This window comes from Streptomyces sp. NPDC054872 (assembly GCF_053610705.1).
Map to the genome: position 1 here is coordinate 129,106 of NZ_JBSGYY010000018.1, position 24,292 is coordinate 153,397.

Annotated in this window: 24 protein-coding genes and 1 riboswitch; of the genes, 13 read left to right on the forward strand and 11 right to left on the reverse strand. The window is 70.8% G+C overall.

All coding sequences use genetic code 11. The features are described 5' to 3' along the window. Nucleotides 1-162 precede the first annotated feature (162 nt). Complete coding sequence (locus ACWGIH_RS23235; protein WP_453449827.1) at nucleotides 163-1,284, forward strand: glycoside hydrolase family 6 protein; 1,122 nt, start codon at nucleotides 163-165, stop codon at nucleotides 1,282-1,284. Here the strand turns inward: ACWGIH_RS23235 and ACWGIH_RS23240 are convergent. After that, on the reverse strand, nucleotides 1,263-2,681 hold the full coding sequence (locus ACWGIH_RS23240; protein WP_453449792.1) for a uracil-xanthine permease family protein: 1,419 nt from the start codon (nucleotides 2,679-2,681) through the stop codon (nucleotides 1,263-1,265). The genes ACWGIH_RS23235 and ACWGIH_RS23240 overlap by 22 nt on opposite strands. A gap of 77 nt (nucleotides 2,682-2,758) precedes the next feature. Beyond that, a complete protein-coding gene (locus tag ACWGIH_RS23245; RefSeq protein ID WP_453449793.1) occupies nucleotides 2,759-3,964 on the reverse strand; it encodes an MFS transporter in 1,206 nt (401 codons plus the stop codon). 97 nt (nucleotides 3,965-4,061) lie between these two features. Here ACWGIH_RS23245 and ACWGIH_RS23250 point away from each other — a divergent pair, with 97 nt between their 5' ends. The 11 genes from ACWGIH_RS23250 to ACWGIH_RS23300 all read left to right on the forward strand — a co-directional run bounded on the left by ACWGIH_RS23250 (nucleotide 4,062) and on the right by ACWGIH_RS23300 (nucleotide 14,201). Next, nucleotides 4,062-5,219, forward strand: a complete 1,158-nt coding sequence (locus tag ACWGIH_RS23250) for an ROK family transcriptional regulator (protein WP_453449794.1) — start codon at nucleotides 4,062-4,064, stop codon at nucleotides 5,217-5,219. A gap of 176 nt (nucleotides 5,220-5,395) precedes the next feature. Next, nucleotides 5,396-5,526: riboswitch (FMN riboswitch) on the forward strand. 152 nt (nucleotides 5,527-5,678) lie between these two features. Then, nucleotides 5,679-6,800, forward strand: a complete 1,122-nt coding sequence (gene ribD, locus ACWGIH_RS23255) for a bifunctional diaminohydroxyphosphoribosylaminopyrimidine deaminase/5-amino-6-(5-phosphoribosylamino)uracil reductase RibD (protein WP_453449795.1) — start codon at nucleotides 5,679-5,681, stop codon at nucleotides 6,798-6,800. A gap of 1 nt (nucleotide 6,801) precedes the next feature. Further along, the gene (locus ACWGIH_RS23260) at nucleotides 6,802-7,437 is read left to right on the forward strand and encodes a riboflavin synthase (RefSeq protein ID WP_453449796.1); all 636 of its coding nucleotides are present in this window, start codon (nucleotides 6,802-6,804) and stop codon (nucleotides 7,435-7,437) included. Nucleotides 7,438-7,493: 56 nt separating this feature from the next. After that, nucleotides 7,494-8,090 (forward strand): nicotinamide mononucleotide transporter family protein, encoded by a 597-nt coding sequence (locus tag ACWGIH_RS23265; RefSeq protein ID WP_453449828.1) that lies wholly within the window; start codon nucleotides 7,494-7,496, stop codon nucleotides 8,088-8,090. Beyond that, a complete protein-coding gene (locus ACWGIH_RS23270; protein WP_453449797.1) occupies nucleotides 8,087-9,385 on the forward strand; it encodes a bifunctional 3,4-dihydroxy-2-butanone-4-phosphate synthase/GTP cyclohydrolase II in 1,299 nt (432 codons plus the stop codon). The genes ACWGIH_RS23265 and ACWGIH_RS23270 overlap by 4 nt, the downstream gene beginning before the upstream one ends. 39 nt (nucleotides 9,386-9,424) lie before the next feature. After that, a complete protein-coding gene (gene ribH, locus ACWGIH_RS23275; protein ID WP_363211056.1) occupies nucleotides 9,425-9,910 on the forward strand; it encodes a 6,7-dimethyl-8-ribityllumazine synthase in 486 nt (161 codons plus the stop codon). Between the two features lie 35 nt (nucleotides 9,911-9,945). Continuing rightward, the gene (locus ACWGIH_RS23280; protein ID WP_135330016.1) at nucleotides 9,946-10,218 is read left to right on the forward strand and encodes a phosphoribosyl-ATP diphosphatase; all 273 of its coding nucleotides are present in this window, start codon (nucleotides 9,946-9,948) and stop codon (nucleotides 10,216-10,218) included. Nucleotides 10,219-10,270: 52 nt separating this feature from the next. Next, on the forward strand, nucleotides 10,271-11,119 hold the full coding sequence (gene hisG / locus ACWGIH_RS23285; protein WP_453449798.1) for an ATP phosphoribosyltransferase: 849 nt from the start codon (nucleotides 10,271-10,273) through the stop codon (nucleotides 11,117-11,119). 20 nt (nucleotides 11,120-11,139) lie between these two features. Beyond that, nucleotides 11,140-11,586 carry a PH domain-containing protein gene (locus tag ACWGIH_RS23290; RefSeq protein WP_453449799.1) on the forward strand — a complete coding sequence of 149 codons (447 nt, stop codon included), beginning with the start codon at nucleotides 11,140-11,142 and terminating at the stop codon, nucleotides 11,584-11,586. Between the two features lie 198 nt (nucleotides 11,587-11,784). Beyond that, a complete protein-coding gene (locus ACWGIH_RS23295; protein ID WP_453449800.1) occupies nucleotides 11,785-13,128 on the forward strand; it encodes a hemolysin family protein in 1,344 nt (447 codons plus the stop codon). Further along, nucleotides 13,125-14,201, forward strand: a complete 1,077-nt coding sequence (locus ACWGIH_RS23300; protein WP_453449801.1) for a hemolysin family protein — start codon at nucleotides 13,125-13,127, stop codon at nucleotides 14,199-14,201. The genes ACWGIH_RS23295 and ACWGIH_RS23300 overlap by 4 nt, the downstream gene beginning before the upstream one ends. 16 nt (nucleotides 14,202-14,217) lie before the next feature. On the opposite strand, the gene ACWGIH_RS23305 is transcribed toward ACWGIH_RS23300, so the two are convergent. Together ACWGIH_RS23305 and ACWGIH_RS23310 are read right to left on the reverse strand one after the other, a co-directional pair. After that, the gene (locus ACWGIH_RS23305) at nucleotides 14,218-16,089 is read right to left on the reverse strand and encodes an AAA family ATPase (RefSeq protein WP_453449802.1); all 1,872 of its coding nucleotides are present in this window, start codon (nucleotides 16,087-16,089) and stop codon (nucleotides 14,218-14,220) included. 434 nt (nucleotides 16,090-16,523) lie between these two features. After that, nucleotides 16,524-17,174 (reverse strand): uridine kinase family protein, encoded by a 651-nt coding sequence (locus ACWGIH_RS23310; protein WP_453449803.1) that lies wholly within the window; start codon nucleotides 17,172-17,174, stop codon nucleotides 16,524-16,526. Between the two features lie 205 nt (nucleotides 17,175-17,379). On the opposite strand from ACWGIH_RS23310, the gene ACWGIH_RS23315 reads away from it, so the two are divergent. After that, the gene (locus ACWGIH_RS23315; RefSeq protein ID WP_453449804.1) at nucleotides 17,380-18,744 is read left to right on the forward strand and encodes a peptidase C39 family protein; all 1,365 of its coding nucleotides are present in this window, start codon (nucleotides 17,380-17,382) and stop codon (nucleotides 18,742-18,744) included. A 66-nt stretch (nucleotides 18,745-18,810) separates the two neighbouring features. On the opposite strand, the gene ACWGIH_RS23320 is transcribed toward ACWGIH_RS23315, so the two are convergent. From ACWGIH_RS23320 to ACWGIH_RS23350, 7 genes are all read right to left on the reverse strand, one after another. After that, entirely contained in the window at nucleotides 18,811-19,452 is a 642-nt protein-coding gene (locus ACWGIH_RS23320; RefSeq protein ID WP_453449805.1) for a hypothetical protein, read from the reverse strand. Nucleotides 19,453-19,494: 42 nt separating this feature from the next. Next, complete coding sequence (locus ACWGIH_RS23325; protein WP_453449806.1) at nucleotides 19,495-20,127, reverse strand: hypothetical protein; 633 nt, start codon at nucleotides 20,125-20,127, stop codon at nucleotides 19,495-19,497. Then, nucleotides 20,114-20,527 (reverse strand): hypothetical protein, encoded by a 414-nt coding sequence (locus ACWGIH_RS23330; RefSeq protein ID WP_453449807.1) that lies wholly within the window; start codon nucleotides 20,525-20,527, stop codon nucleotides 20,114-20,116. Before ACWGIH_RS23330 ends, ACWGIH_RS23325 begins: the two co-directional genes overlap by 14 nt. A gap of 67 nt (nucleotides 20,528-20,594) precedes the next feature. Further along, nucleotides 20,595-21,845 carry a hypothetical protein gene (locus ACWGIH_RS23335; RefSeq protein WP_453449808.1) on the reverse strand — a complete coding sequence of 417 codons (1,251 nt, stop codon included), beginning with the start codon at nucleotides 21,843-21,845 and terminating at the stop codon, nucleotides 20,595-20,597. A 101-nt stretch (nucleotides 21,846-21,946) separates the two neighbouring features. Then, entirely contained in the window at nucleotides 21,947-22,261 is a 315-nt protein-coding gene (locus ACWGIH_RS23340) for a hypothetical protein (protein ID WP_453449809.1), read from the reverse strand. A 169-nt stretch (nucleotides 22,262-22,430) separates the two neighbouring features. Next, on the reverse strand, nucleotides 22,431-22,604 hold the full coding sequence (locus ACWGIH_RS23345; protein WP_453449810.1) for a hypothetical protein: 174 nt from the start codon (nucleotides 22,602-22,604) through the stop codon (nucleotides 22,431-22,433). A 123-nt stretch (nucleotides 22,605-22,727) separates the two neighbouring features. Next, nucleotides 22,728-24,209 (reverse strand): M1 family metallopeptidase, encoded by a 1,482-nt coding sequence (locus tag ACWGIH_RS23350; protein ID WP_453449811.1) that lies wholly within the window; start codon nucleotides 24,207-24,209, stop codon nucleotides 22,728-22,730. Nucleotides 24,210-24,292 lie beyond the last annotated feature (83 nt).

Below are 24,292 nucleotides of genomic sequence, written 5' to 3' on the forward strand. Positions count from 1 at the left end.
TCCCCAGAACGAGGGAACGGTGACCGTGTGTGCCCCTGGGGAGGGGAGCCGGCACACCGTGTCAGGGGGACACGGGGGAGGGACAGCACCGTGACAGGTCACCGCGCACGACATCGCGCCGAACGGCGGGCCGAGCGGAGGGGCGCCGCCCGCCGTGGCGTCATGGTCGCCGCGGCCTCGGTCGTGGCCGCCGTCGGCGCCGTCACCGGAATGGTGTCCGCCCTGGACGAGGGCGGCGGCAAGGACCAGGCGCGCCCGAGGGTGACGAAGTCGCCGACGCTGGAACCGCTGCCCGCGGTGCCGACACCGTCCGCGTCGAAGACCTCGGCGGAGCCGTCCCCGACGAAGTCGTCCGCCGCCCCGAAGCCGGAACCGAAGCCTTCGACGCCGCGCCCGGAGAAGCCGAGCAGCGCCGCCGCCTCGGCCGATTCGCTCTACCGGCACGGTGATTCCCAGGTTCTCGACTGGGTCAGGGCGAACCGCGGCGACCCCCGCAGGCCGCTCATCGAGTCGCGGATAGCGGAGCGTCCCGCTGCCGTGTGGTTCGCGGAGTACGCGCCGGGGACCATCACGTCACGGGTGCGCGCGGTGACGTCGAACGCCGGGAGCCGGGTGCCCGTCGTCGTGCCGTACGCGATACCGGACCGCGACTGCGGGGGCGCGTCGCAGGGCGGTGCGCCGGACCTCGCCGCGTACGACGCGTGGATCGGGAAGTTCGCCGCGGGCCTCGGCTCCGGCGAGGTCATCGTCATCCTCGAACCGGACGCGATCGCGCTCTCCGAGTGCCTCTCGGCCAAGGAGCGCACCGCCCGCTACGCCTCACTGGCCCGCGCGGGCCGCACCCTGAAGGCGGCCAATCCCCGGGCCAGGGTCTATCACGACGCCGGGCACTCCGGCTGGAACGCCGCGGCCAAGCAGGCCGGTCGGCTGCGCGCGGCGGGCGCGGCGTCCCCCGCGTCGTCCGACGGCATCTTCACGAACGTATCGAACTTCCACCGGACCGGCGCCGAGGCCGCGTACGCCCGCACGGTCCTGTCCGCACTCGGCGGTCCGGCGGGTCTCGGCGCCGTCATCGACACGAGCCGCAACGGAAACGGCGCCCCGGCGGACGGCGAGTGGTGCGATCCGGCCGGCCGCGGGCTCGGGCCCAGCCCGACGCTGCGTACCGGCCAGGCCCGCATCGACGCCTATCTGTGGGTCAAACTGCCGGGCGAGTCCGACGGCTGCAAGGGCGCGCCGGGGACGTTCACGCCCGGCTACGCCTACGACTTGGCGCGTGGCTGAGAGCCGTCGCCGCTCTCCTCCCCGTCGGTGTCGTCGTACGTGGACGTGCCCGAATCGAGCAGGGGTTCCTGCGACTTGAGGTGCGGCGGGGCGAAGGCGCGCAGCACGTGGTAGCCGGTGATCACGACGATGGTGCCGAGCGCGATGCCGCTCAGCTCGAAGTTGTCGGTGATCTTCAGCGAGACGCCGCCGACGCCGATGATGATGCCCGCGGCGGCCGGGACGAGGTTCAGCGGATTGCGCAGATCCACCCCGGCGTTGATCCAGATCTGGGCGCCGAGCAGGCCGATCATGCCGTACAGGATGACGGTGATGCCGCCGAGCACACCGCCCGGGATGGCCGCCACGATCGCGCCGAACTTGGGGCAGAGGCCGAAGAGCAGGGCGAAGCACGCGGCGGCCCAGTACGCGGCGGTGGAGTAGACGCGCGTCGCGGCCATCACGCCGATGTTCTCGGAGTACGTCGTGTTGGGCGGGCCGCCGACCGCCGTGGAGAGCATGGAGGCGGCGCCGTCGGCGGAGATCGCGGTGCCGAGCTTGTCGTCCAGGGAGTCGCCGGTCATCTCGCCGACCGCCTTCACGTGCCCGGCGTTCTCCGCGACCAGCGCGATGACGACGGGCAGTGCGACGAGGATCGCCGACCACTCGAAGCTCGGCGCGTGGAAGGTCGGCAGGCCGATCCAGTCGGCGTTGCCGACGGCGGACAGGTCAAGACGCCAGTGGTCGACGACCTTGCCCGAGCCGTCCGCCGAGTGGATCTTGCCGAAGACCAGGTCGAGGACCCAGGACAGGACGTACCCGAAGATCAGCCCCAGGAAGATCGCGACGCGTGACCAGAAACCGCGCAGGCACACCACGGCCAAACCGGTGAACAGCATCACCAGGAGTGCCGTCCACTGGTCCTGCGGCCAGTACGTGGACGCGGTGACCGGCGCCAGATTGAAGCCGATCAGCATGACGACGGCGCCGGTGACGATCGGCGGCATCGCGGCGTGGATGATCCGCGCCCCGAACTTTTGGACGGCGAGGCCCACGAGGAACAGCGCGGCACCGACCACGAAGACCGCGCCCGTCACGGTCGCGGAGGAGCCGCCCTGTGCGCGGATGACGGCGGCCACGCCCACGAAGGAGAGCGAACAGCCCAGGTAGCTGGGCACCCGGCCGCGCGTGGCGAGCAGGAAGATGACCGTCGCGACGCCCGACATCATGATCGCGAGGTTCGGGTCGAGGCCCATCAGGACGGGCGCCACGAAGGACGCGCCGAACATGGCGACCACGTGCTGGGCGCCGAGCCCGAAGGTGCGCGGCCACGAGAGCCGCTCGTCGGGACGGACGACCGCTCCGGGCGCGGGGGTGCGCCCGTCGCCGTGCAGTCTCCAGCGCACGCCGAGATCCATGGTTCTGTTCCGCCTTCTGTGCGCCCGACTTTGTCAAGACCTGAATGAGTCAGCGCAATGTTAATCCGGCGTAAGGTTCACGGTTTCCCTGCGGGCGCGTCCGCTGGAGCGGCCCGCGTGGCCTCACGGCCGTCCGTGCGCAGCACTCCCGCGAACACCGCGAGCCCGCAGGCGAGCACGGTCACCAGGCCGAAGGAGACCACCAGGCTCGTCGCGTCGGCGAGCGTGCCGATCGCGGAGGGGGCGATCAGGCCCGATGTGTAGGTGATGGTGGCGACGCCCGCGATGGCCTGGCTCGGGTTCGGTCCGCTGCGTCCGGCCGCGGCGAACGCGAGGGGCACCACGACCGCGATGCCGAGCCCGAGCAGCGCGAACCCGGACATGGCGACCGCCGGGTGCGGCGCCACCACCACGAGGAGACCGCCGAGCGCCGCGACCACGCCGCCCACCCGCACCGTGCGGACCGCGCCGAAGCGGTCCACCACCGCGTCGCCCGCGAGCCGCGCGATGGCCATGGTGAGCGTGAATCCGGTGGTGCACGCCGCCGCGACCCCCGCCGAGCTGTCCAGGACGTCCCGCAGATAGACCGCCGACCAGTCCAGGCTCGCGCCCTCCGCGAAGACCGCGCAGAAGCCGACCGCGCCGATGAGCAGCGCCGACTTGGGCGGCAGCGAGAAGCGCGGCGGCGCCTCGTCCTCGGGCTCCGCCTGCAGGTCGAGGACGCCCTGGCAGGCGACGAGACCGATCGCGGTGAGCGCGGCGGCGGCGAGCGCGTGGTGCAGCCGGGCGTCCGAGCCCAGGTGGGCGGCGACCGTGCCGGCCGCGGAACCGATCAGGGCCCCGACGCTCCACATGCCGTGCAGCCCCGACATGATCGACTTCTTCATGCGGGCCTCGACCTCGACACCGAGGGCGTTCATCGCCACGTCCGACATGCCCGCCGTCGCGCCGTACACGAACAGGGCCAGGCAGAGCGTGGGCAGGTTCGGCGCGAGCGAGGGCAGGATCAGGGAGAGCGTCCACAGGGCGAGCAGGCCGCGCAGCGCGGTCCGCGCGCCGAAGCGGTGGCTGACCCAGCCCGCCAGCGGCATCGCCACGGAGGCGCCGATCGCGGGGAAGGCGAGGGCGAGGCCGAGGAGCCCGGCGCTGAGATCGGCGTGCTCCTGGATCCAGGGCACGCGGGTGGCGAAGGAGCCGGTGACGGCGCCGTGCACACAGAAGACGGCGGCCACGGCGTACCGCGCCCGCTTCAACTGACGTACGTCGTAGGTCACTTCACTCATCGATGCTCCGCCCCTCCCGAGGTGCCGCCCGCTACGGCGACGTAAACTATCAGGAACCCTGCCTGATAAATAGCAGCTTTATGGAAGGATCCCCGGCATGCCCGCATCACCGAGCACCGCCCGGGCCATCAACGACCGGCTCGCCCTGGGGCTCCTGCAGCGCGAAGGACCGCTGACGGCCAACCAGTTGAAGCAGCTGACCGGCCTCTCCCGGCCCTCGGTCGCCGACCTGGTCGAGCGCCTCCAGGGCTCCGGCCTGATCGCGGTCGTGGGGGAGGCGGGTGCCCGGCGCCGGGGGCCCAATGCCCGGCTGTACGGGATCGTCGCCGACCGGGCGCATCTCGCGGCCGTCGACGTACGCACCGACGGCCTCTCCGTCGTGGTCACCGATCTGCTCGGCGCGGTCCTCGCCGAGGCGTCCGCGCCCATCGGCACCGGCACCGGCACCGGCCCCGCCGTCGAGCGAGCCGTCGCCCTCGTGGAGCGCACCGCACGGGACGGCGGGGTTCAGCGGCTGCACACCGTGGCGATCGGGGCCCCCGGCCTCATCGACCCCGCCACCGGCGAACTGCGCGACACCACCTCGCTGCCCGCCTGGCACCGCCGCCTCGCCGGGGCCCTCCAGGAACGGCTGCCGGCCCGCGTGCTCGTGGAGAACGAGACCAACCTCGCCGCCCGCGCCGAACAGCGTGACGGCGCCGCCCACGACCGCGACACGTTCGTCCTCCTGTGGCTCGGCGAAGGCGTCGGCGCCGCCGTCGTGCTCGACGGAAGCCTGCGCCGCGGGGCGTCCGGCGGCACCGGGGAGATCGGCTTCCTGCCGGTGCCCGGCACACACGTACTGCCCTCCGCCACCGCCTGCGAGGGCGGCTTCCACTCACTGGCCTGCGCCGCCGCCCTCCGTGAACTCGGCGCCGAGCATGGCATGGCGGCCGGGAGCGGGGCCGCGGACATGGTGCGCCGCGCCGTGGAGTCCGGCCCCGACGCCTTCCTCGACGCCGCCGCCGACCGTGTCGCCGTGGGTGCCGCCGCCATGGCCGCGATCCTCGACCCCGGCTGCGTCGTGCTCGGCGGCGAGGTCGGCCGCGCGGGCGGCGACGCGCTCGCCACCCGGGTGGCGGAGCGCCTCGCCGCCATGTCACCGCTGCACACCGAGGTGCGCGCGAGCACGCTCGGCGGCGCGGCGGTCCTGCGGGGCGCGCTGCTGGCCGCAAGGGACGCCGCGCAGGACGAGGTGTTCGGCCCGGGAGGCTGAGTCGAGCCGCCCAAGGTCCCGGCGGGGGCCCGGAGGCCGGGCGGAGCCGCCTCAAAGTCCCGGCGGGACCCGTCACCGCCGGTCAGAGGCCTGTCACAGGCTGCTGTGAGCCAGGCCACAGGGGTTCGCCCGTATGGGCGTCGATCAGGCGTGGCACACTGGCCTCGTACCAAAAGCAGCGCACTCCGGGGTCGGTGTAATTCCGAACCGGCGGTTACAGTCCGCGACCCGGCCGCCTCCAGCGGCCGGTTGACCAGGTGAAATTCCTGGACCGACGGTGAAAGTCCGGATGGGAGGCAGTGCGCGGCGGGCGGGCATTCGTGCACGTCGCCGAGTGGCTTGTTTTTGGGATACCCGTATCTTCGGGTTTCCCGGGGAGAGGTCTCGTTTCCGGCGTCGCTCCCGGTGCCGCGGTCCGTACATTCTGTCGTCATCGACAGGCCCCGGAGTCCGTGCCTTATGAGGCAGGAGGACCCGGTGGCCACCGCACCCGCAACAGCAGCGAACGAGCACGAGCTCGCCGCCATGCGCCGTGCCATCTCGCTCGCCGCCCTCGGGCTCGGCTCCACCAGCCCCAATCCGGTCGTCGGATGCGTGATCATCGACGCCTCCGGAGAGATCGTCGGCGAGGGCCACCACCAGCGCGCCGGCGGTCCGCACGCCGAGGTCCACGCCCTGCGCGCGGCCGGCGAACAGGCCCGCGGCGCCACCGCCCTGGTCACCCTCGAACCCTGCAACCACACCGGACGCACCGGCCCCTGCGCCCAGGCGCTCATCGACGCCGGGATCACCCGCGTCGTCTACGCGGTCGGCGACCCGAACCCCACCGCGACCGGGGGCGCGCAGCGCCTGCGCACCGCCGGCGTCGACGTGCGGGCGGGCCTCCTCGAGGACGAGGCCGCCGTCGGCAACGCCGCCTGGCTCACCTCCGTACGCCTCGGCCGCCCCCACGTCACCTGGAAGTACGCGGCGACGCTCGACGGTCGCATCGCGGCCGCCGACGGCAGCAGCCGCTGGATCACCTCCGCCGAGGCCCGGGCCGACGTCCACCGGCTGCGCGCCGCGTGCGACGCGGTGGTCGTCGGCTCCGGCACCCAGCGCGCCGACGACCCGCACCTCGCCGTGCGCGGCATCGAAGGCGCCGTACAGCCGCTGCGCGTCGTCGTCGACACGAACGGCACCGCGGTGGCGCCCGGCGCCCGCGTCCTGGACGACGCGGCGCCCACGCTCATCGCCGTCGCCGAGAACGTCACCCCGGGAGGCGAAGCCGAGACGATCCGACTCCCGCGCGCGGACGGCGGGTTGGACATCCCCGCCCTCCTCGACGAACTCCACGCGCGCGGGGTGCGATCCGTCCTCCTCGAAGGCGGGCCCACGCTCGCCGGAGCCTTCGTCGCCGCGGGCGCCGTCGACCGCGTCATCGCCTACCTCGCCCCCGTCCTGCTCGGCGCGGGCCCCGCCGCCCTCACCGGCGGCGGAATCACGACCATCACCGAAGCGTTGCGGCTCGACGTGAGCGAGACCGTCCGCATCGGCCCCGATCTGCGCGTCACCGCGACCCTCGTAGCGAAGGAGCACTGAAGTGTTCACCGGAATCGTCGAAGAGCTGGGCGAGATCAAGGCCGTCGAGAACCTGGACGACGCGTCCCGCTTCCGCGTCCGCGGCCCCGTCGTCACCGAGGGCGCCAAGCACGGCGACTCCATCGCGGTCAACGGCGTCTGTCTGACGGTCGTGGAGCACGAGGGCGACGAGTTCACCGCCGACGTGATGGCCGAGACCCTGAACCGCTCCAGCCTGGGCGCGCTCGCGGCCGGATCGCGGGTCAACCTGGAGCGGCCCACCGCCGTGGGCGACCGCCTGGGCGGCCACATCGTCCAGGGGCACGTGGACGGCACCGGCGAGATCGTCGAGCGCATGCCCTCCGAGAACTGGGAGATCGTCAAGATCTCGCTCCCCGCGGACCTCTCCCGGTACGTGGTCGAGAAGGGCTCCATCACCGTCGACGGCGTCAGCCTGACGGTGGTCGACGCCGGGATCGACTACTTCACCATCAGCCTCATCCCCACCACCCTCGCCCTGACCACGCTCGGCATCAAGCAGCCCGGCGACCCGGTCAACCTCGAGGTGGACGTCATCGCGAAGTACGTCGAGCGGATGCTCGGCGACCGCGTGCTCGCTGCTCCCGCTCCCGCTCCCGCTCAGGAGGCCACGAAGTGAACTGGCTCAACTCCGAAGCCTTCACGGCCTTCGGGCAGCACGTGATCTGGTCCGACATGGTGGGCAACACCATCGGCCTGATCGCCCTCGCCCTCGGCTGGCGGCGCTCCATATGGACCTGGCCCGCCCAGCTGCTCTCCGGCGCCGTCCTCGTGGGCGCCTACGCCTCGGCGCAGCTCTCCGGCGGCGTCGGCAAGCAGCTGCTCGTCATCGGCGTCGCCCTGTGGGGCTGGCGGCTGTGGACCAGCGGCAGGCAGCAGGCGCAGGACGGCTCCATCGCCGTCCGGTTCGCCACCTGGAAGGAGCGCGGGGTACTGCTCGGCGGCACGGCTGTCGGCACCCTCGCGGTCGGCGCCCTGTTCTCCGCCGTGCCCGACCTGTCCTGGAACCCCTGGCCCGACGCCTACATCTTCGTCGGCACGCTCGCCGCGATGGTCGCCCAGGCCCGCGGTCTGGTCGAGTTCTGGTTTGCCTGGCTCCTGGTCGACGTGGTCGGCGTACCGCTCGCGTTCAGCAGCGGCCTCGCCTTCTCCGGCCTCGTGTACGTCATCTACCTCGCGCTCGTCCTGTGGGGCATGCGCGACTGGTGGCTGCGGTCGCGCACTGTGTCCTCGCAGGCCTCGCAGCCCAACATGGAAGGAGCCCCGGCATGAGCGCGGCACCGGTCTGGTACAGCACGGGACACGAAGAAGACGCCTCCGACCTGGCCCTCGACCCCGTCGAGGCGGCCATCCGCGACATCGCCGCCGGACGGCCCGTCGTGGTCGTCGACGACGAGGACCGGGAGAACGAGGGCGACCTCGTCATCGCGGCCGAGAAGGCCACGCCCGAGATCATCGCCTTCATGATGAGCGAGTGCCGCGGCCTGATCTGCGCGCCCATGGAGGGCGACGAGCTGGACCGCCTCCAGCTCCCGCAGATGGTCGAGAACAACACCGAGTCGATGCGGACGGCCTTCACCGTCTCCGTCGACGCGAGCGGCGCGCACGGCGTCACCACCGGAATCTCGGCCGCCGACCGCGCGACCACGCTCCAGATGCTCGCCGCGGGCACGTACGAGCCCACCGACTTCGTGCGCCCCGGCCACATCTTCCCGCTGCGCGCCAAGTCCGGCGGCGTCCTGGTCCGCAACGGCCACACCGAGGCCGCGGTCGACCTGGCGCGCCTCGCGGGCCTGCGCCCGGCCGGCGCGATCGTCGAGATCGCGGGCGAGGACGGCACGATGCTCCGCCTGCCGGAGCTGATCCCGTTCGCCCGCAAGCACGGCCTGACGATCATCTCCATCGAGGACCTGATCGCCTACCGCGGCAGCTCCGAGCCGACGGTCCGCCGCGAGGCCGAGGTCCACCTGCCCACCGCCTTCGGCGAGTTCACGGCGTACGGCTACCGCTCCACCGTCGACGGCGTCGAGCACGTCGCCCTCGTCCACGGCGAGGTCGGCGAGGGCGACGACGTCCTGGTCCGCCTGCACTCCGAGTGCCTGACCGGCGACGTCTTCCACTCGCTGCGCTGCGACTGCGGCCCCCAGCTGGAGGCGTCGATGCGGCGCATCACGGACGAGGGGCGCGGCATCGTGGTCTACCTCCGCGGCCACGAGGGGCGCGGCATCGGCCTGCTCTCCAAGCTGCGCGCCTACGAGCTCCAGGAGCGAGGCAGCGACACCCTGGACGCCAACCTGGAACTCGGCCTGCCCGCCGACGCCCGGGACTACGGAGCGGGCGCGCGGATCCTGGACGACCTCGGCGTCCGCAGCGTGCGCCTGATGACGAACAACCCCGACAAGACCGACGCGGTGATCCGGCACGGCCTGAAGGTGACCGGACGCGAGCCCATGGCGGTCACGGCGGGCGAGCACAACCTCCGGTACCTGCGCACCAAGCGGGACCGCATGGGCCACGACCTGCCCTGGCTCGACACCCCTGAGGTGTCCGCCTGCGGCAACCAGTAACCAACGTACAAAGAACTTTCGAGCGACCAGGAGAAGCGCGTGAGCGGCAAGGGTGCACCCGAACTGAGCGTGAAGAACTGCGGAGACCTGCGGGTCGCGGTGATCGCAGCCCAGTGGCACGAGAAGGTCATGGACGGCCTCGTCGACGGCGCCCTGCGCGCCCTGCACGAGCTCGGCATCAGCGAGCCGACCGTCCTGCGCGTACCCGGCAGCTTCGAGCTGCCGGTCGTCGCCAAGGTCCTCGCGGGGCGTGGCTACGACGCGATCGTGGCGCTCGGCGTCGTCATCCGCGGCGGAACCCCGCACTTCGAGTACGTGTGCCAGGGCGTCACCCAGGGCCTGACCCAGGTCACGGTGGACACCGGAGTGCCCATCGGCTTCGGCGTCCTCACCTGCGACACCGAGGAGCAGGCCCTGGACAGGGCGGGCATCGAGGGCTCCCGCGAGGACAAGGGGCACGAAGCGGTCACCGCGGCCGTCGCCACCGCGACCACGCTGCGTACGATCTCCGAACCCTGGCGGTGAGCGGGGCCGGGGAGCCGCGTAAAGTAAGCGACATCATGTCCAAGAAGACTTTCGAGGAGCTCTTCGCCGAGCTCCAGCACAAGGCCGCCAACGGCGACCCCGCCACGTCGCGCACCGCCGAGCTGGTCGACAAGGGCGTCCATGCCATCGGCAAGAAGGTCGTCGAGGAGGCCGCCGAAGTCTGGATGGCCGCCGAGCACGAGGGCAAGGAAGCCGCGGCCGAGGAGATCTCCCAGCTCCTCTACCACGTGCAGGTGATGATGGTCGCCCGCGGCATCTCCCTCGACGACGTGTACGCCCACCTCTGAGCCGTACGCCCCCTCCGCCCAACTCTCCCGTCACGCAAAGGAATCCGACCTCATGCTGCGCATCGCCGTCCCCAACAAGGGTTCACTGTCCGGACCTGCGTCGGCGATGCTCCATGAGGCCGGATACCAGCAGCGCAAGGAGTCCAAGGAGCTCGTCCTCGTCGACCCGGACAACGAGGTGGAGTTCTTCTACCTCCGGCCCAAGGACATCGCGATCTATGTCTCGGCCGGCAAGCTCGACATCGGCATCACCGGCCAGGACCTGCTGATCGACTCCGGCGCGAACGCCGAGACGATCCTGCCGCTCGGCTTCGCCCGCTCCACCTTCCGCTTCGCCGCCAAGCCGGGCACCGCGAGCACCATCGCGGACCTCGCGGGCAAGACGGTCGCGACCTCGTACGAGGGCATCGTCGCCAAGCACCTCGCGGACAGCGGGATCGACGCCTCCGTCGTCCACCTGGACGGTGCCGTCGAGACCGCCATCGAGCTGGGCGTCGCCCAGGTCATCGCGGACGTCGTGGAGACCGGCACCTCGCTGCGCAACGCGGGCCTCGAGGTGTTCGGCGAGCCGATCATGAAGTCCGAGGCGGTCGTCATCCGCCGCACCGGAGCCGACACCGACGACCCGAAGGTGCAGCAGTTCCTGCGCCGCCTGCAGGGCGTCCTGGTCGCCCGGTCGTACGTGATGATGGACTACGACTGCCGTGCCGAGCACCTGGAGCAGGCCGTCGCCCTCACCCCGGGCCTCGAGTCGCCGACGATCTCGCCCCTGCACAACGAGGGCTGGGTCGCCGTCCGCTCCATGGTCCCGGCCAAGGAGGCGCAGCGGATCATGGACGACCTGTACGCCATCGGGGCGCGGGCCATCCTGACCACGGCCATCCACGCCTGCCGCCTCTGAACGGCAGGAGAACCCGCCTCATGTCCGAGCTTCCCGCGCTCCCCGCCCTGCCCGTCACCTTCCGGCCCAGCCGGACCCGGGCCGTCCTGCTCACCGCGGGCGCCGCCATTCTGGTGGTCCTCACGGTGATCTCCCTGCTCATCCCGGGTCTCAGCCCGGGGGAGCGGCTCAGCTTCATCTTCACCGGTGTGCTGCTCTTCGGTGTCCTGATGCTCCTGAGCAGGCCCAAGGTCGTCGCCGACGAGTCCGGCGTGACGGTCGTCAACATCGTCACCAGCAGGCGCCTCGCCTGGGCCGAGATCGTCCAGGTCAACCTGCGTCCCGGCGACCCGTGGGTGTTCCTCAACCTCAGCGACGGCACCAGTCTCCCCGCCCTGGGCATCCAGCCGGGCATCGCCAAGCAGCGGGCCATCAGCGACGCCCGCGCGCTGCGTGCCCTCGCCGACGCCCGCGGCCCGCAGGGCTGACGCTTCGAACCGGGTCTTGATTAATCTGGTGGCGGGGCACGCAAGGTGTGCCGCCCCGCCCCTGTCGGGCCCGCCCGGTCCACAGGGGCTCCTGCTACCCGAGGAGTGACTCCCTCCGGCGATGGACGGTTCGTCCTGTAGTACATGCGCCGCCCCCTCCCGACATACCGGGACCGGACACACCAGGGAGGCGGCGGCATGACAACCTCCCTGCTGCTTCTCGGGGCGGCATTCCTGCTGATTCTCGCCAACGGCTTCTTCGTGGCCGCCGAGTTCGGGCTCGTCACCGTGGAGCGCCCGGACGCGGAGAAGGCCGCGGCCGAAGGCGACCGACGGGCCCGTACGGTCGTCGACGCACTCAAGGAGCTGTCCTTCCAGCTCTCCGGCACCCAGCTCGGCATCACCATCACCTCGCTCGTGGTGGGCATGCTCGCCGAACCGGCCCTCGCGCATCTGCTCGCGGGCCCCTTCACGGCGACCGGCCTCCCCGAAGGCGCCGTACCGGGCGTCTCCGTGGTCGTCGGCATGCTCCTGGCATCGGCCGTGCAGATGGTGATCGGCGAGCTCGTCCCCAAGAACTGGGCGGTGTCCAAGCCGCTCCAGGTCGCACGGTTCGTCGCGGGCCCGCAGCACGTGTTCTCACGCGTCTTCAGGCCCGTGATCTCCCTCCTGAACGCCACGGCCAACCGGCTGGTACGACTCTTCGGCGTCGAGCCCGCCGACGAGCTGGCCTCGGCCCGCACCCCCGGTGAGCTGGTCTCGCTCGCCCGGCACTCGGCGCAGGCCGGCACCCTGGAACAGGACACGGCGGATCTGTTCGTCCGCACGCTGTCCCTGGGTGAGCTGACCGCGCAGCACGTCATGACCCCGCGCGTGAAGGTCAGCGCGCTGCAGACGTCGGCGACCGCCGAGGACGTGGTGAACCTGACCCGCGCCACCGGGCTCTCCCGCTTTCCCGTCTACCGCGAGCGGATCGACGAGATCGTCGGCATGGTGCACCTCAAGGACGCCCTCGCGGTACCGGCCCACGAGCGCCTGCGGGCACCCGTCGGCCGCATCGCGCAGGCACCGCTCCTGGTCCCGGAGACGCTGCCCGTGCGGCAGCTCCTGGAGCGGCTGCGCAGCCAGCAGCCGATCGCCGTCGTCGTCGACGAGTACGGCGGCACGGCCGGCGTGGTCACCCTGGAGGACATCGTGGAGGAGCTCGTCGGCGAGGTCCGCGACGAGCACGACCTGCACGACCTGCCCGAGATCGCCGCGGCCCCGGCCGAGGACGGCCGCCCCGCATGGGATGCCGACGGCAGCTGCCGCGTCGACACGCTCCAGCGGATAGGGCTCGACGTCCCCGAGGGGCCGTACGAGACCGTGGCGGGGCTCGTCGCGGACCTGCTCGGCCGCATCCCCGTCCCCGGCGACCGGGCCGAACTCCCGGGCTGGCGGCTCGCGGTGCGCCAGGTGGACCACTACCGCGCCGAGCGCGTACGGCTCGTGCGGACCGCGGCTGTCACAGAGCCCCTGAGCGTGGCGGAGGCCGCCCGATGAGCGTGCTGCAACTTCTGTTCGCCCTCCTGCTCGTCCTCGCCAACGGCTTCTTCGTCGGGGCCGAGTTCGCACTCGTCTCCGTGCGCCGCAGCCAGATCGAACCGCTGGACGGCAAGCGGGCCCGCCAGGTGCTCTACGGCCTGGAACATCTGCCGCAGATGATGGCGGCCGCCCAATTCGGCATCACCGTGTGCTCGTTGACGCTCGGCGCGGTCGCCGAGCCCACCGTGGCGCACCTCCTGGAACCCGTCTTCGAGGCGGCGCGCGTCCCCGAAGGGGCGATCCATCCGCTCGGGTACGCCATCGCGCTCGCCGTGGTGGTCTTCCTGCACCTCGTCGTCGGCGAGATGGTCCCGAAGAACCTCGCGATGGCCGCCCCGGAGAAGACCGCGCTCTGGTTCAGCCCCGGCCTCGTCGCCTTCGCCCGCCTCTGCCGTCCGGTCACGGTGGCGCTCGGGGCGTGCGCGCGGGTCGTGCTCAAGCTCTTCGGGGTCGAGCCCAAGGACGAGGTCGAGGCCGTCTTCACCAGCGAGCAGCTCAACCGCCTCGTCGGTGACTCGGGCCAGGCGGGACTGCTCGAACCCGAGGAGCAGGAGCGCCTCGAGGACGCCCTGGAGCTGGGCTCGCGCCCGGTGACGGACGTCCTGCTCGACCGGGCGTCGCTGGTGACCGTGGGCGCGGGGGTCACCCCGGCGCAGGTCATCGAGCTCACCGGGCGCACGGGCTACTCCCGCTTCCCGGTCCGCGCGGAGAACGGCGCCTTCATGGGCTACCTCCACGTGAAGGACGTACTCGACCTCACCGAGGGCGCGGACAACGACCGCGCGGTGCCGCAGCAGGTCTGGCGCCCGATGACGACGCTGCGCGCCGAGCTTCCGCTGGACGACGCCCTGACGGTGATGCGCCGCGCCGCGACGCACCTGGCGCAGGTCGCCGACGCGTCGGGCAAGGTGCTCGGCCTGGTCGCCCTGGAGGACGTACTGGAACTCCTGGTCGGGGAGGTCCGCGACCCGGCGCACCGGGTCGCCGTGCCCCGCGTGCCCCAGGAGACCCGGGACGGCGCCCTGGTGTGAGCGCGGGGCGGGGGCCTCAGACCCTCGGCGGGTCCTGCGGCCCCCGCCCCGAAAGCACCTCGCCGTACGCCTGCATCAGGTCGGGCAGCCGCAGGGTCGACAGATCGTCACGGCTCGGCTCGCCGGGATAGCCGGAGAGTCGCAGGTCGCGGTAGGCGCAGCTCTTCTCGTAGAGCGTGCGCAGGAAGCGGCCGTTGCCCAGCTCGTCGATCCACGACTGGTCGACCACGTGCCCGCTGATGGAGCGCAGCTCGTCCAGCGCCTCCTCGTCCCAGACATCGCCGTTGTCGGCGGCCAGGACCTCACCGATGGAGGTGAGCTCCAGGGGGCGGTACGAGGGGAAGTCCACGCGGGTCGTGAAGCGGGACGAGAGCCCCGGGTTGGCGGCCAGGAGGCGGTCCATGCCCTCGGGGTAGCCCGCGAGGATGACGACGAGGTGGTCGCGGTTGTCCTCGGCGCGCTTGAGCAGGACCTGGAGGGCCTCGTCGCCGTACGCGTCGCCCTTGCCGTAGCCGGAGTTGGACAGGGAGTAGGCCTCGTCCACGAAGAGGACGCCGCCGATCGCCGAGTCGATCAGTTCGTTGGCCTTCACGGCGGTCTGGCCCAGATACTCGCCGACCAGGTCGGCGCGCTGTGCCTCCACCAGGTGGTCGCCGCCGAGCAGGCCCAGAGCGTAGAACGCGCGCCCAAGAATGCGGGCCACGGTGGTCTTGCCGGTGCCCGAGGGGCCGGAGAAGACGAAGTGTCGTTTCGGCGGCTGCACGGGAAGCCCCTGCGCGGCCCGCAGGCGCGCCATGTTCAGCTGCGCCGAGAGTGCCTTGACCTGCCGCTTGACCGGTTCGAGGCCGACCATCCCCTCCAGCTCGGCGAGCGCGGCCTCCAGGAGGGCGGGGTCGGTGGGTCCGGGCGGCAACTGCGGCAGCCCCGGCTGGATGGGGATCACGGCCTTCTCGCGCACCGAGTCGGCCTCGGCGGGGCCGCCGGTGGGCGGCAGTTCGGGCCCGGTGACCTTCAGGTCGCGGCCTTCCGTGCCGAAGAGCGGATCGATGCCGTCGGGGCCGTCCATCACGTCCTGCCCGAAGCCGGTCAGGGCGATCGCCGCCAGGTCGGTGACCTCGTCGTACCCGTCGCCCTCGGAGATCGCCGCGAGGCGCGCGGAGGTGTCCATGAAGGAGGGGTCCACCCGGTGCACCGCGCGGTAGAGCGGCAGGGCCGCCGCCGAGCGGCCCGTGCCCTCGTGCGCGCGGGCCAGCCAGTAGCGGAGCTCCTTGCGCTGCGGCTGCTCGCTGCGGCACCGCATCAGGGCCGCGGAGAGCAGCGGCTCGGCCTGGCCGTACATCTCCAGGCGTACGCGGGCCATGCCTCCGAAGAGGCCGGCCTCGATGCCCAGCATCGCGTCGTCGATCAGCGAGTCCGTGTGGCGGACCAACTGCTCCCAGTCCTTGACCAGATAGGAGCGGCAGGCGTGCAGGAAGCGCACCTGTGGATCCGCGTCCACCGGCGGCAGACCCGCCAACGCCCGGTCGAGCTCCGGGACATGGCGTCCGTCCAGCCAGTGCGAGGCGTGCGCGAGCAGCAGGTCACGCGTGCTCTCCAGGACGGGCTGCACCCACCAGCCCAGCCAGTACCAGGAGTTGAGCGTGCGACCGTGCCGGGTGCGCTGTTCCCCGAACCTGTCCCGGTGCTGGAACATCCGGAGCAGCGCCGTCGTCGTGTCGATGCGCAGCGCGTGCAGTCCGAGCCAGCCGTCGGCCATCCCCGGATCCATCCGCACCGCAGCCCGGAACTCCTCCTCCGCCTGCGGATAAGCGCCCATCGTGTAGGCGTCGACGCCCCTCAGCCAGGCGAGGTCGGCCGGGGCGGGTGAGCCCACCGCGTCGAAGTCCATCACGTCCCCCACAAACCGTGCCCCCGTTTGTGTACCGCCGGACCGGTGCCCGTCGGCAAACTTCGCTGAACCTCCGTGCTGCGGACGGACGTTGTACCGGCGCGCGGAGCAGCCGTCCGTAAGTCGCTCCGAAAGGCATCGTACCTGCGGGGGAGCACTCGGCCGTAGGGTGCCGCAGCGCGGGATCAGGCAGGGGGAAGGGGGCCTCTTCGTCACCGAGGGTGAGCGAAAGGCGGCTCGCGGCGTCCGGAATGCGAGGATGCAGGGCAGAACGAAGCCCCCGATCACGGGGGAACAACCGGGGGCTTCGCGTCTGCGGGCGACCCCGAAAGGCCGCACATTCAGAACGTAAGTCCTGTAAGGGCCCTCGGTCAAGCCGAGTTGAGGCACTCATGGAAACTGGCGCGAAGTTCTGGGAGCGCTCTTCGCGAGGGTCAGCTGACCGCCTCCGGTCCCTCACTCTGCGTGACCGTTTGGTTGTGCGCAGGCGGCTCATTCGGTCCCTGCAGCACCTGATATCCCTCGCGCCACTGTCGCACCAAAGACTGAGCGAAGGGGCGCGAAGGGTCTTCCGCGAAGTGCCGGCGCTCCGCGGGCTCCCATCCGTCCCAGAAGTCGCTCTGGACCGCCCCGTCCCGGCGGCGCCCCCTGCCCCAGGCCTCATCGCGGGGCAGCTCCATCCACAGCAGCCGTGCCAGGAACGGGCGGAGCGCGCGGCGGCCCGCGCCGACCCCCTCGACGAGGATCACGGGCGCGGGCGGCAGGACGCGCGTCCCGGGGCCGAAGCGGCGCGCGTGCCAGTCGTACGTCTCGTAGCGCGCCGTCGCGCCGCGCGAGAGCGGCAGGATCACCTGCCGTCGCAGCCGCTCCGTCCAGTCGAACAGCGCGTCGTGGCTCGCGATGTCGTCGAGGCGCAGGACGGGCGCACCGCCGAGTGCCTCCGCGAGGCGGTCGGCGAACGTGGACTTGCCGGAGCCCGCGTGCCCGTCGACGGCGACGAGGCGGACGGGGCCGCAGGAGGGCGGCAGGCGCAGCAGTTCCGCGGCGACGCGTGACAGGGGAGTGGGAGTGGCGTGTGCGGTCATCACGGGCAAGCGTACGGGTGCGGAATCCCGTACTCCGCGCGCCGTCCCAGCTCACGCCAGTGGTCGAGGCCAATATTGGCGGACGCGGTGGTGGTCGAAGCGCTGGCAGAAGTCGGCGTACAGGAGCCATAGTTGGCCTACCGCCGTGCATCTGACCTGCCCCTTCCGGACCCGTCCGGAGCCCACGTCGACTGGGGGTCCCGCCATGGACCGAGCTGATGACATGTCCCGCAGAACCATCCTCGCCACGGCCGCCGCCGTGGCCGCACTCGCCGCCACGGCGAGCCCCGCGCTCGCCTCGACCGGCCTGAGCGGCGCCCCGCGCGCGAAGCGGCCCGTGAGCAACCGCTTCTGGACCTCGCACGCCGACTGGAGCGCCGGCACCGCCGAAGGCACCCGTGCCGTCGCCGGAGCCCGCCCCGGCGTGGAGATCGCCGAGGCCGCGGGCCGCACCGACTACGCCGATCCGCACACCGGCAAGACCGCCACCTGGGAGTACGCCCGGTGGACCTCGCCCGTGCACCGCCCGACCGTCCCCGCGACGGAGGTCGTCGCCTCCTGGAACGCGCGCACGCCCACCGGGACGTGGCTCCAGGTGGAGCTCCAGGGAACGTACTCGGACAAGACGAAGACTCCCTGGTACGTCCTCGGCCGCTGGACCGCGGGCGACGACAAGGAGAAGGACATCCGCCGTACGTCGGTCGACGACCAGAGCGACGGGAAGTCGAGCATCTGGACGGACACCTTCTCCATCGACGACACGACGACGGGCCTGCGCCTCGCCTCGTACCGACTGCGCCTGACCCTGTACCGCAAGCCGGATGCCACCGTGACCCCCACCGTGTGGCGGCTCGGCGCGATGGCGTCCGCCGTCCCCGACCGCTTCACCGTCCCGGCGTCCGAGCCGGGGGTGACCAAGGAGCTGAAGGTCCCGCGCTACTCGCAGGAGACCCACGTCGGCCAGTACCCGGAGTACGACAACGGCGGCGAGGCCTGGTGCAGCCCGACCTCCTCGCAGATGATCATAGAGTTCTGGGGCCGCAAACCGACCGCCGACGACCTCGCCTGGGTCGACCCGTCCTACGCCGACCCGCAGGTGTGCCACGCGGCTCGCCACACCTTCGACTACCAGTACGCGGGCTGCGGCAACTGGCCCTTCAACGCGGCCTACGCGTCGACGTACAAGGACATGCAGGGCGTCGTCACCCGCCTCGCCTCGCTCACCGAACTGGAGTCACTGATCGCCGTCGGCATCCCGGCCATAACGTCACAGTCGTTCCTCAAGGAGGAGCTGACGGGCGCGGGTTACGGCACGGCGGGTCACCTGATGACGGTGATCGGCTTCACGTCGAAGGGTGACGTGATCGCCAACGATCCCGCGTCGCCGACCAATGAGGCGGTGCGCCGGGTCTACAAACGGCGCGAGTGGGAGAACATCTGGCTCAGGACGAAGCGCTACAACGCCACGGGGAAGGTCGTCTCCGGCACAGGAGGCGTCTGCTACCTGTACTTCCCGGTGAAACTCTCCGCGAAGCAGAAGGCGGCGCTGGCGGACGTGGGAATCCACTGAGGCAGCGCGAAGGCCCCCTCTCCACTCACCGGAGAGGGGGCCTTCCCATGGGGCGTCGACCGCCGGTCACTGAGCCGTCACGGGAAGCCGCAGCGTCCGCGCAAAGGCGTCCAGGGGCTCCATGACCGCGGCGATCACTTCCGGATCGTCGTGGTGCCCGCGCAGACAGACGTCGGGGAGGCCGGGCGGGGTGTGCCAGTGGTACGTCACCGAGGTCATCATGATGGTGCTGTCCGCCGGGTAGGAACGGGTGACCCGAACCCCGTCCGCGCCCAGATACGGCGAGGCGAAGGCGATGCTGCCGGATCGCTGCTGCCACTCGGGGATCTCCGGGTGCGGCACGGCGGGCGCGGTGAGCCCCTCGCAGGAGGCGGCGTCAGGGGCGTCGCAGTGGATGCGGGTGGCGTGCATGACCAGGGGCATGTAGGTGAGCGGGACGGGGTGATAGATGAACGCCTCGTCGGCTTCAAGCTTGTCCCGGAGGGTCACCACCGTCTGCTCGTAGAAGTTCTTGTGGAATCGGCGGAGTTTGCGGGTGAGTTCGATGCCGTGGACGATGGCCAGACCGGTCAAGTGCGGGTCCAGCCACTCCTTGAACGTCTTCCTGTCCATCTGCAGCCAGAGGTAGCCCCAGAGATCGGGGTTGGCATCCGTGTCGATGTGGAGCTGAGCCCCGAGATCGGTGCTCCAGAGAGTGCCTTCGGACATTGGGCGGTCTCTTTCGTCGGGGGCGCGGGCAGAGGGGAGCCTTTAGGCATAGCTCCAGCGGAAGGTGCCCATGACGGCGTCGAACAGCTCCACGAGGGTGTCGTAGAAAGCGGAGTCCGAGCCCGGCGCGATCAGTGCGCTGAAGGAGAACGTGAGGTACTGGTCGGGGGCGCTGTCCGGGACCGGCACGAAGTACTCGACCTGACGGTGAGCGACGTCGACGCCCTGGGCGGGATCGGCGGGGACGTCTCGCTCCGAGCGCAGCGCCGCGGTCTCGTCGAGCTCCCGCACCTCGGCTCCGGGAGTCTCGGAGGCGAGCGCCAGCAGGACAGCTTCCGGGCCGCTCTCGGGCCTGACCCTCGGAATCTCGATCGGTTCCGAGGCGACGATCGAGACGGGCAGCGCGACGCCGTGGAGCCGTTCGGTGGGGAGGTAGAGGGTCATGCCTCCCTTGGCGCTTGCCCGACGTACGACCTTCTTCATCTCCTGGGTGAGCTTCAGCCGGGCCTTCGGGATGTCGTCCTTGGGGAAGCCGACGGGCAACTGCGAGATCGCCTTGCGGACGATGCGGTCCATCGCCTCCTCGGTACCCGAGTGCAGCGGAATGACGTCCCAGCCGGGCGGCGGCACCAGGTTGAAGCCGGTCGGGGCTCGATGCTGCTCAGCGGTGGCCACGGTGCTCCCGCATCCCTTCCACGACATAGGTGACGCCGACGAAGAGCGCCCACGCCGGGGCGGCGATCATGCCGGGCCAGAAGCCGAGCATCAACGAGGGCAGGAAGAAGCCGCCGCCCATGGCGAGATCCCGGGTGAGGTAGGGCGGACGCTCCGCGTAGCGCGGGTATTTCACGAAGACCCAGGCGTAGTGCAGGAGACAGCCGAGGATCCCGGCCTGGTAGATGTGGAGTGCGTCGTCCCTCAGGAACTTGGGCAACAGGATCATGATGCCGATCAGTGGAAAGACCATCGGCATTCCGATGAAGAGGGTCAGCCGGAGCCGTCGGTTGGGGCCGGTGCCGAGTCCGGTGCGGGCGGCTTCGGCCTCGGCGATGCGTTGCGCCGAGTACAGGTCCATGGAGGATCCTCAGGGGTGGGGTAGGGGCAGGCCTGCGGGATTCGTCGCTCCGGGAATTCTCGTGTCGCTACCAGTGTGTGTCGGGGGCGGGTTTAAAGGTGTTGTCCTTGAAGTCGGAGTAACCCTCGTTGAACGGCTTCTCGCCGGTCCCGAGATTTTCGTGCGTCCAGCTTGTCAGGTCACTCTTGCCCAGCGCCTTGTCCGTGACGTCCATCACCATGCCGCCCCAGGCAAGGCCAAGGCCCACCTGGTAGGACTTGTACGCCTTGTCCGCGGCCGCCCCCGCGGCGGCCGGGAAGGTTGCCTTGTTCGCCTGCAACATCTTCGCCATGCCTGCCATCTCCTTGTCGCCGAGATGCAGCAGAGTCGAGAGCGGGCTGACCCTCAGCGGCCCCTTGGCCACCAGACCGACGTTCTGGGAGATGGACTTGCGGATGGCATTGCGCGACGTACCGATGGCTTGCCGCCCCAGCCCATCTGGCAGTTTGTTCATCACCCGCCCCATGTCGTCCAAGACGCCCTTGACGCCGCTGAGCCCTCGGCTCAGGCCTGCCGTCCGGGCGGCCTGAGCGGCGCCCACGGTGGCCTTCGCGCCACTGGCGAGCTTCGCGGCGGCCCCGAGGCCGCCCACCACGAGCAGGCCGCCCACGACGTCGAAGATGACATCCATCCAGGAGGCATCCCCGGATGCCACCAGAAGGAGTCTGAGTGCGATCGTGAGCAATGCGATGCCCGCAACGAGCAAGTTCAGACCGGGAATGGCGAGCGCCAAGAAGCCCGCGAAGGTCGCCACCCAGCCGAGAACATCGATGAATGCCTTGATTTCGTCCGCATAGTCATGGACCCAACCCTTGACGTTGTCCCACCAAGAGTCCTCGATGACATCGTCGATCTCATCGTTGATCTTGCCGGCATAGTCGCCAGCGTCGCTGTCGCGATTACCGGTGACGGTGCCCAGGCGGCTTCTGTACGTCTGCAGCGGGTCGTGATCAGTTCCGCTCACCGACGGGTTCGGCTTCTTGTCCTTGTCCGCCTTCTCGGCGTCCTTGGCCTTCTCCCGCTCGGCCTCCGCGTGTGCCTCCTTGGCCTCGCGCAGGATCCGGTCGGCGTCGCCCTGGTGGTCCTCCAGCTTGTTCGCCCACTTGGTGAGGTGTCCGTGTACCCGCTCGTAACGGGACGCCACCTCCCGCATGTGCTTCTCCAGCGTGCCGGAGTCCTCGCGCAGACGCTGGACGTACTTTCCCTTGAGTTTGTCCTCGTCCGAGATGGCCTTGAGGTTCTTCGCCTGCGTGCGCAGCTTCTCGGCGACCGAGACCATGTGCCGGACCTCTTCCCGGATCTCCTCCGGGTCGCCGGGAACGGGGTCGGACTCGCACAGCGGGTCCCAGTCGACGGGGCGGCGCTTCGATGCCGCGGTGGTCACTGGCCTTTCCCCCCGCCCTTGCCCTTGCCTTTGGTCTGCTTCTCGAGTTCCTCGTCCAGTTTCTCGAAGGCCTTCTTCGTCTCCGCCACGAGCTTGCCCGTCGACTCCAGGCCTTCGATGAGCCTGGTGCGGTAGTCGTCCCAGTTGTCGACGAAATCGCCCATGGCGTCCGCGATGCTCCCGGCGCCCCAGTGCTTCTCCATGTCGTCACGACGGTTCTCGATGTCCTTGAACGTCGTGCGCAAATTGCCGAGTTGGCGTTCGCAACTGCTCAGGAACTCGTAGTCGACCGTGAGGTCGCCCTCGGACACGGCTCTCCCTCCCGTGGCCCGACTGCTGTACACGGCAGGCCGCAGAGCATGCTCAGTTCATGACCTGGGGATGGTAACCGACAGGGCTGAGCCGATCATTGACGAGGGAGACGGCCCCTCCCGGACGAGCGGGAAGGGCCGTCTACGTGCTCACCGGTCGGTCGCGTAGCTACCTCGCCTCCGGTGTGCCCCGGCGCAAACGGGCCGCCTTTTCGTCCACCTCGGTCTGGGAGGTTCCGGCCTGTACGACGATCACCGCCTGAGAACCGTCGGGCAGTGTCGCCTCCCGCATCTCCGTGCCCAGCAACGCGGGTCGCTTCTGCTCCTGCTCGTGGTCCGGCATGAGACCTCCCAGTTCGACGGGGAACCCACCGTAGGCCCGGGCCGCACGCCGATCGGGCGGCACAGGCGTCCGACAGGCCGCTTCACACGAACGCCGCCGCCAGACGACGGACCCGGCCCTCTCTCAGCCCTGCACCGGATCCACCACCCAGTCCGGGTGCCCCGGCATCGGCGGGGTCTTCGAGCCGTACAGCCATGGCCGCAGGAAGCCTTCCAGGTCCTCGCCCGCGACCTTCGACGCCAGGTCGATGAACTGCTGGGTGCTGGCGGTCTTTCCGCGGAAGCCGGTCACCCACGCTCGCTCGATCTTCTCGAACTTCGCCTCGCCGACCTGCTCCCGCAGGGCGTACAGGACCAGGGCCGAGCCGTCGTACCGCATGCGCTTGAAGAGGTTCGGCTCGGTCGGCTCCGCGGGGGCGCCGACGTCGTGCCGCCACTGGTCGTGCGCCGCGTAGGCCGTCTTCATGGCGGCCTCGAAGCTGTCGCCGCCGTGCTCCTCGGAGTACATCCGCTCGTAGAAGCGGGCGTGCCCCTCGCTCACCCACAGGTCGGACCAGCTCTTCAGGGCGACGCTGTCGCCGAACCACTGGTGGGTCAGCTCGTGCACCATGTTCCGCTCGGCGTCGACCTTGGTGCCGAGGAGGTCCGCCTTCGGGATGAGCGAGAGCGTCTGGGTCTCCAGGGCGACGGCCAGGTCCGTGTCGCCGACCAGGAGGCCGTAGCGGTTGAAGGGGTAGGGGCCCAGCTTCTCCTGGAGCCAGGCGAGGTGGTCGGGAGTGAGCCGCCGGTACTCGGCCGTCGGTTCGACCAGCGCGTCCGGGACCACGTCCCGCAGCGGCAGACCGCCCGGCCCCTTGCCGTCGATCAGCTTGAACCTGCCGACCGCCATCTGCACCAGCTGGGTGGAGAGCGGCTGTTCGGAGTCGTACGTCCAGCGCACCCGGTCACCGGGGCGTTCCGCGCGGTTCACCAGCTTGCCGTTGGCGACGGCCGTCAGATCCTTCGGCGTGGTGATGCGGAAGGTGATCGGTGCCCGCTGGCTGGGGTGGTCGTTCGCCGGGAAGATCAGCCGGGCCCCGTTCGGCTGCGGATAGACCACCGTGCCGTCGGCCGTGGGTATCCAGCCGTAGTCCTCGATGGCGTCGTCGCGGTGGCGCGTCTGCGTCGGGTCGGCGGTGTACGTGACCTTGGCGGTGAACGAACGGCCCTTGGCGATGGGGGACTTGGGCGTGACCGTCAGCTCGTCCCCGGCGCGGGAGGTGCGCGCGGAGGAACCGTCGACCTGTACGCCGTGCAGGGTGTTGCCCCCGAAGTCCAGGTTGAAGCGGGACAGCGACTGCGTGGCGGTGGCCTTGATCGTCGCCGTCGCCTCGAACGGTGTCCTCGGCGCCTGCCAGTCGAAGTCCAGGGTGTAGCGGTCGACCCGGTAGCCGCCGTTCCCGTCCAGCGGGAACATCGGGTCTCCCAGGCCGGGCGCGCCGGGCGAGGGTGCCCCGGATGCGGAGGGCGCGGCCTGTGACGCCGTGCCGGTGAGGGCCGCCGTCACGGTGACGGCGGCCGCGAGGGCGAGCCGCGCTCTGCGGCGGTGCGTCCGGTGCGTGCTCATCGGAAACCTCTCGGTCGGAAGGTTGCGCGGACGAGCGGCGGGGGGTGCGCCTGGGGGTGTGCCCCACCACGTGTAGTGAGACG

Excerpts from the sequence above, each read along its gene's own strand:
- ACWGIH_RS23320 (WP_453449805.1), bottom strand. The coding sequence starts at position 19,452 with ATGTCCGAAGGCACTCTCTGGAGCACCGATCTCGGGGCTCAGCTCCAC.
- ACWGIH_RS23295 (WP_453449800.1), top strand. The coding sequence starts at position 11,785 with ATGACAACCTCCCTGCTGCTTCTCGGGGCGGCATTCCTGCTGATTCTC.
- ACWGIH_RS23270 (WP_453449797.1), top strand. The coding sequence starts at position 8,087 with ATGAGCGCGGCACCGGTCTGGTACAGCACGGGACACGAAGAAGACGCC.
- ribD (WP_453449795.1), top strand. The coding sequence starts at position 5,679 with ATGAGGCAGGAGGACCCGGTGGCCACCGCACCCGCAACAGCAGCGAAC.
- ACWGIH_RS23300 (WP_453449801.1), top strand. The coding sequence starts at position 13,125 with ATGAGCGTGCTGCAACTTCTGTTCGCCCTCCTGCTCGTCCTCGCCAAC.
- ACWGIH_RS23240 (WP_453449792.1), bottom strand. The coding sequence starts at position 2,681 with ATGGATCTCGGCGTGCGCTGGAGACTGCACGGCGACGGGCGCACCCCC.
- ACWGIH_RS23310 (WP_453449803.1), bottom strand. The coding sequence starts at position 17,174 with ATGACCGCACACGCCACTCCCACTCCCCTGTCACGCGTCGCCGCGGAA.
- ACWGIH_RS23335 (WP_453449808.1), bottom strand. The coding sequence starts at position 21,845 with ATGGTCTCGGTCGCCGAGAAGCTGCGCACGCAGGCGAAGAACCTCAAG.
- ACWGIH_RS23315 (WP_453449804.1), top strand. The coding sequence starts at position 17,380 with ATGGACCGAGCTGATGACATGTCCCGCAGAACCATCCTCGCCACGGCC.
- ACWGIH_RS23345 (WP_453449810.1), bottom strand. The coding sequence starts at position 22,604 with ATGCCGGACCACGAGCAGGAGCAGAAGCGACCCGCGTTGCTGGGCACG.
- ACWGIH_RS23280 (WP_135330016.1), top strand. The coding sequence starts at position 9,946 with ATGTCCAAGAAGACTTTCGAGGAGCTCTTCGCCGAGCTCCAGCACAAG.
- ACWGIH_RS23330 (WP_453449807.1), bottom strand. The coding sequence starts at position 20,527 with ATGGACCTGTACTCGGCGCAACGCATCGCCGAGGCCGAAGCCGCCCGC.
- ACWGIH_RS23350 (WP_453449811.1), bottom strand. The coding sequence starts at position 24,209 with ATGAGCACGCACCGGACGCACCGCCGCAGAGCGCGGCTCGCCCTCGCG.
- ACWGIH_RS23245 (WP_453449793.1), bottom strand. The coding sequence starts at position 3,964 with ATGAGTGAAGTGACCTACGACGTACGTCAGTTGAAGCGGGCGCGGTAC.
- ACWGIH_RS23235 (WP_453449827.1), top strand. The coding sequence starts at position 163 with ATGGTCGCCGCGGCCTCGGTCGTGGCCGCCGTCGGCGCCGTCACCGGA.
- ACWGIH_RS23250 (WP_453449794.1), top strand. The coding sequence starts at position 4,062 with ATGCCCGCATCACCGAGCACCGCCCGGGCCATCAACGACCGGCTCGCC.
- ACWGIH_RS23305 (WP_453449802.1), bottom strand. The coding sequence starts at position 16,089 with ATGGACTTCGACGCGGTGGGCTCACCCGCCCCGGCCGACCTCGCCTGG.
- ACWGIH_RS23265 (WP_453449828.1), top strand. The coding sequence starts at position 7,494 with ATGGTGGGCAACACCATCGGCCTGATCGCCCTCGCCCTCGGCTGGCGG.
- ACWGIH_RS23290 (WP_453449799.1), top strand. The coding sequence starts at position 11,140 with ATGTCCGAGCTTCCCGCGCTCCCCGCCCTGCCCGTCACCTTCCGGCCC.
- hisG (WP_453449798.1), top strand. The coding sequence starts at position 10,271 with ATGCTGCGCATCGCCGTCCCCAACAAGGGTTCACTGTCCGGACCTGCG.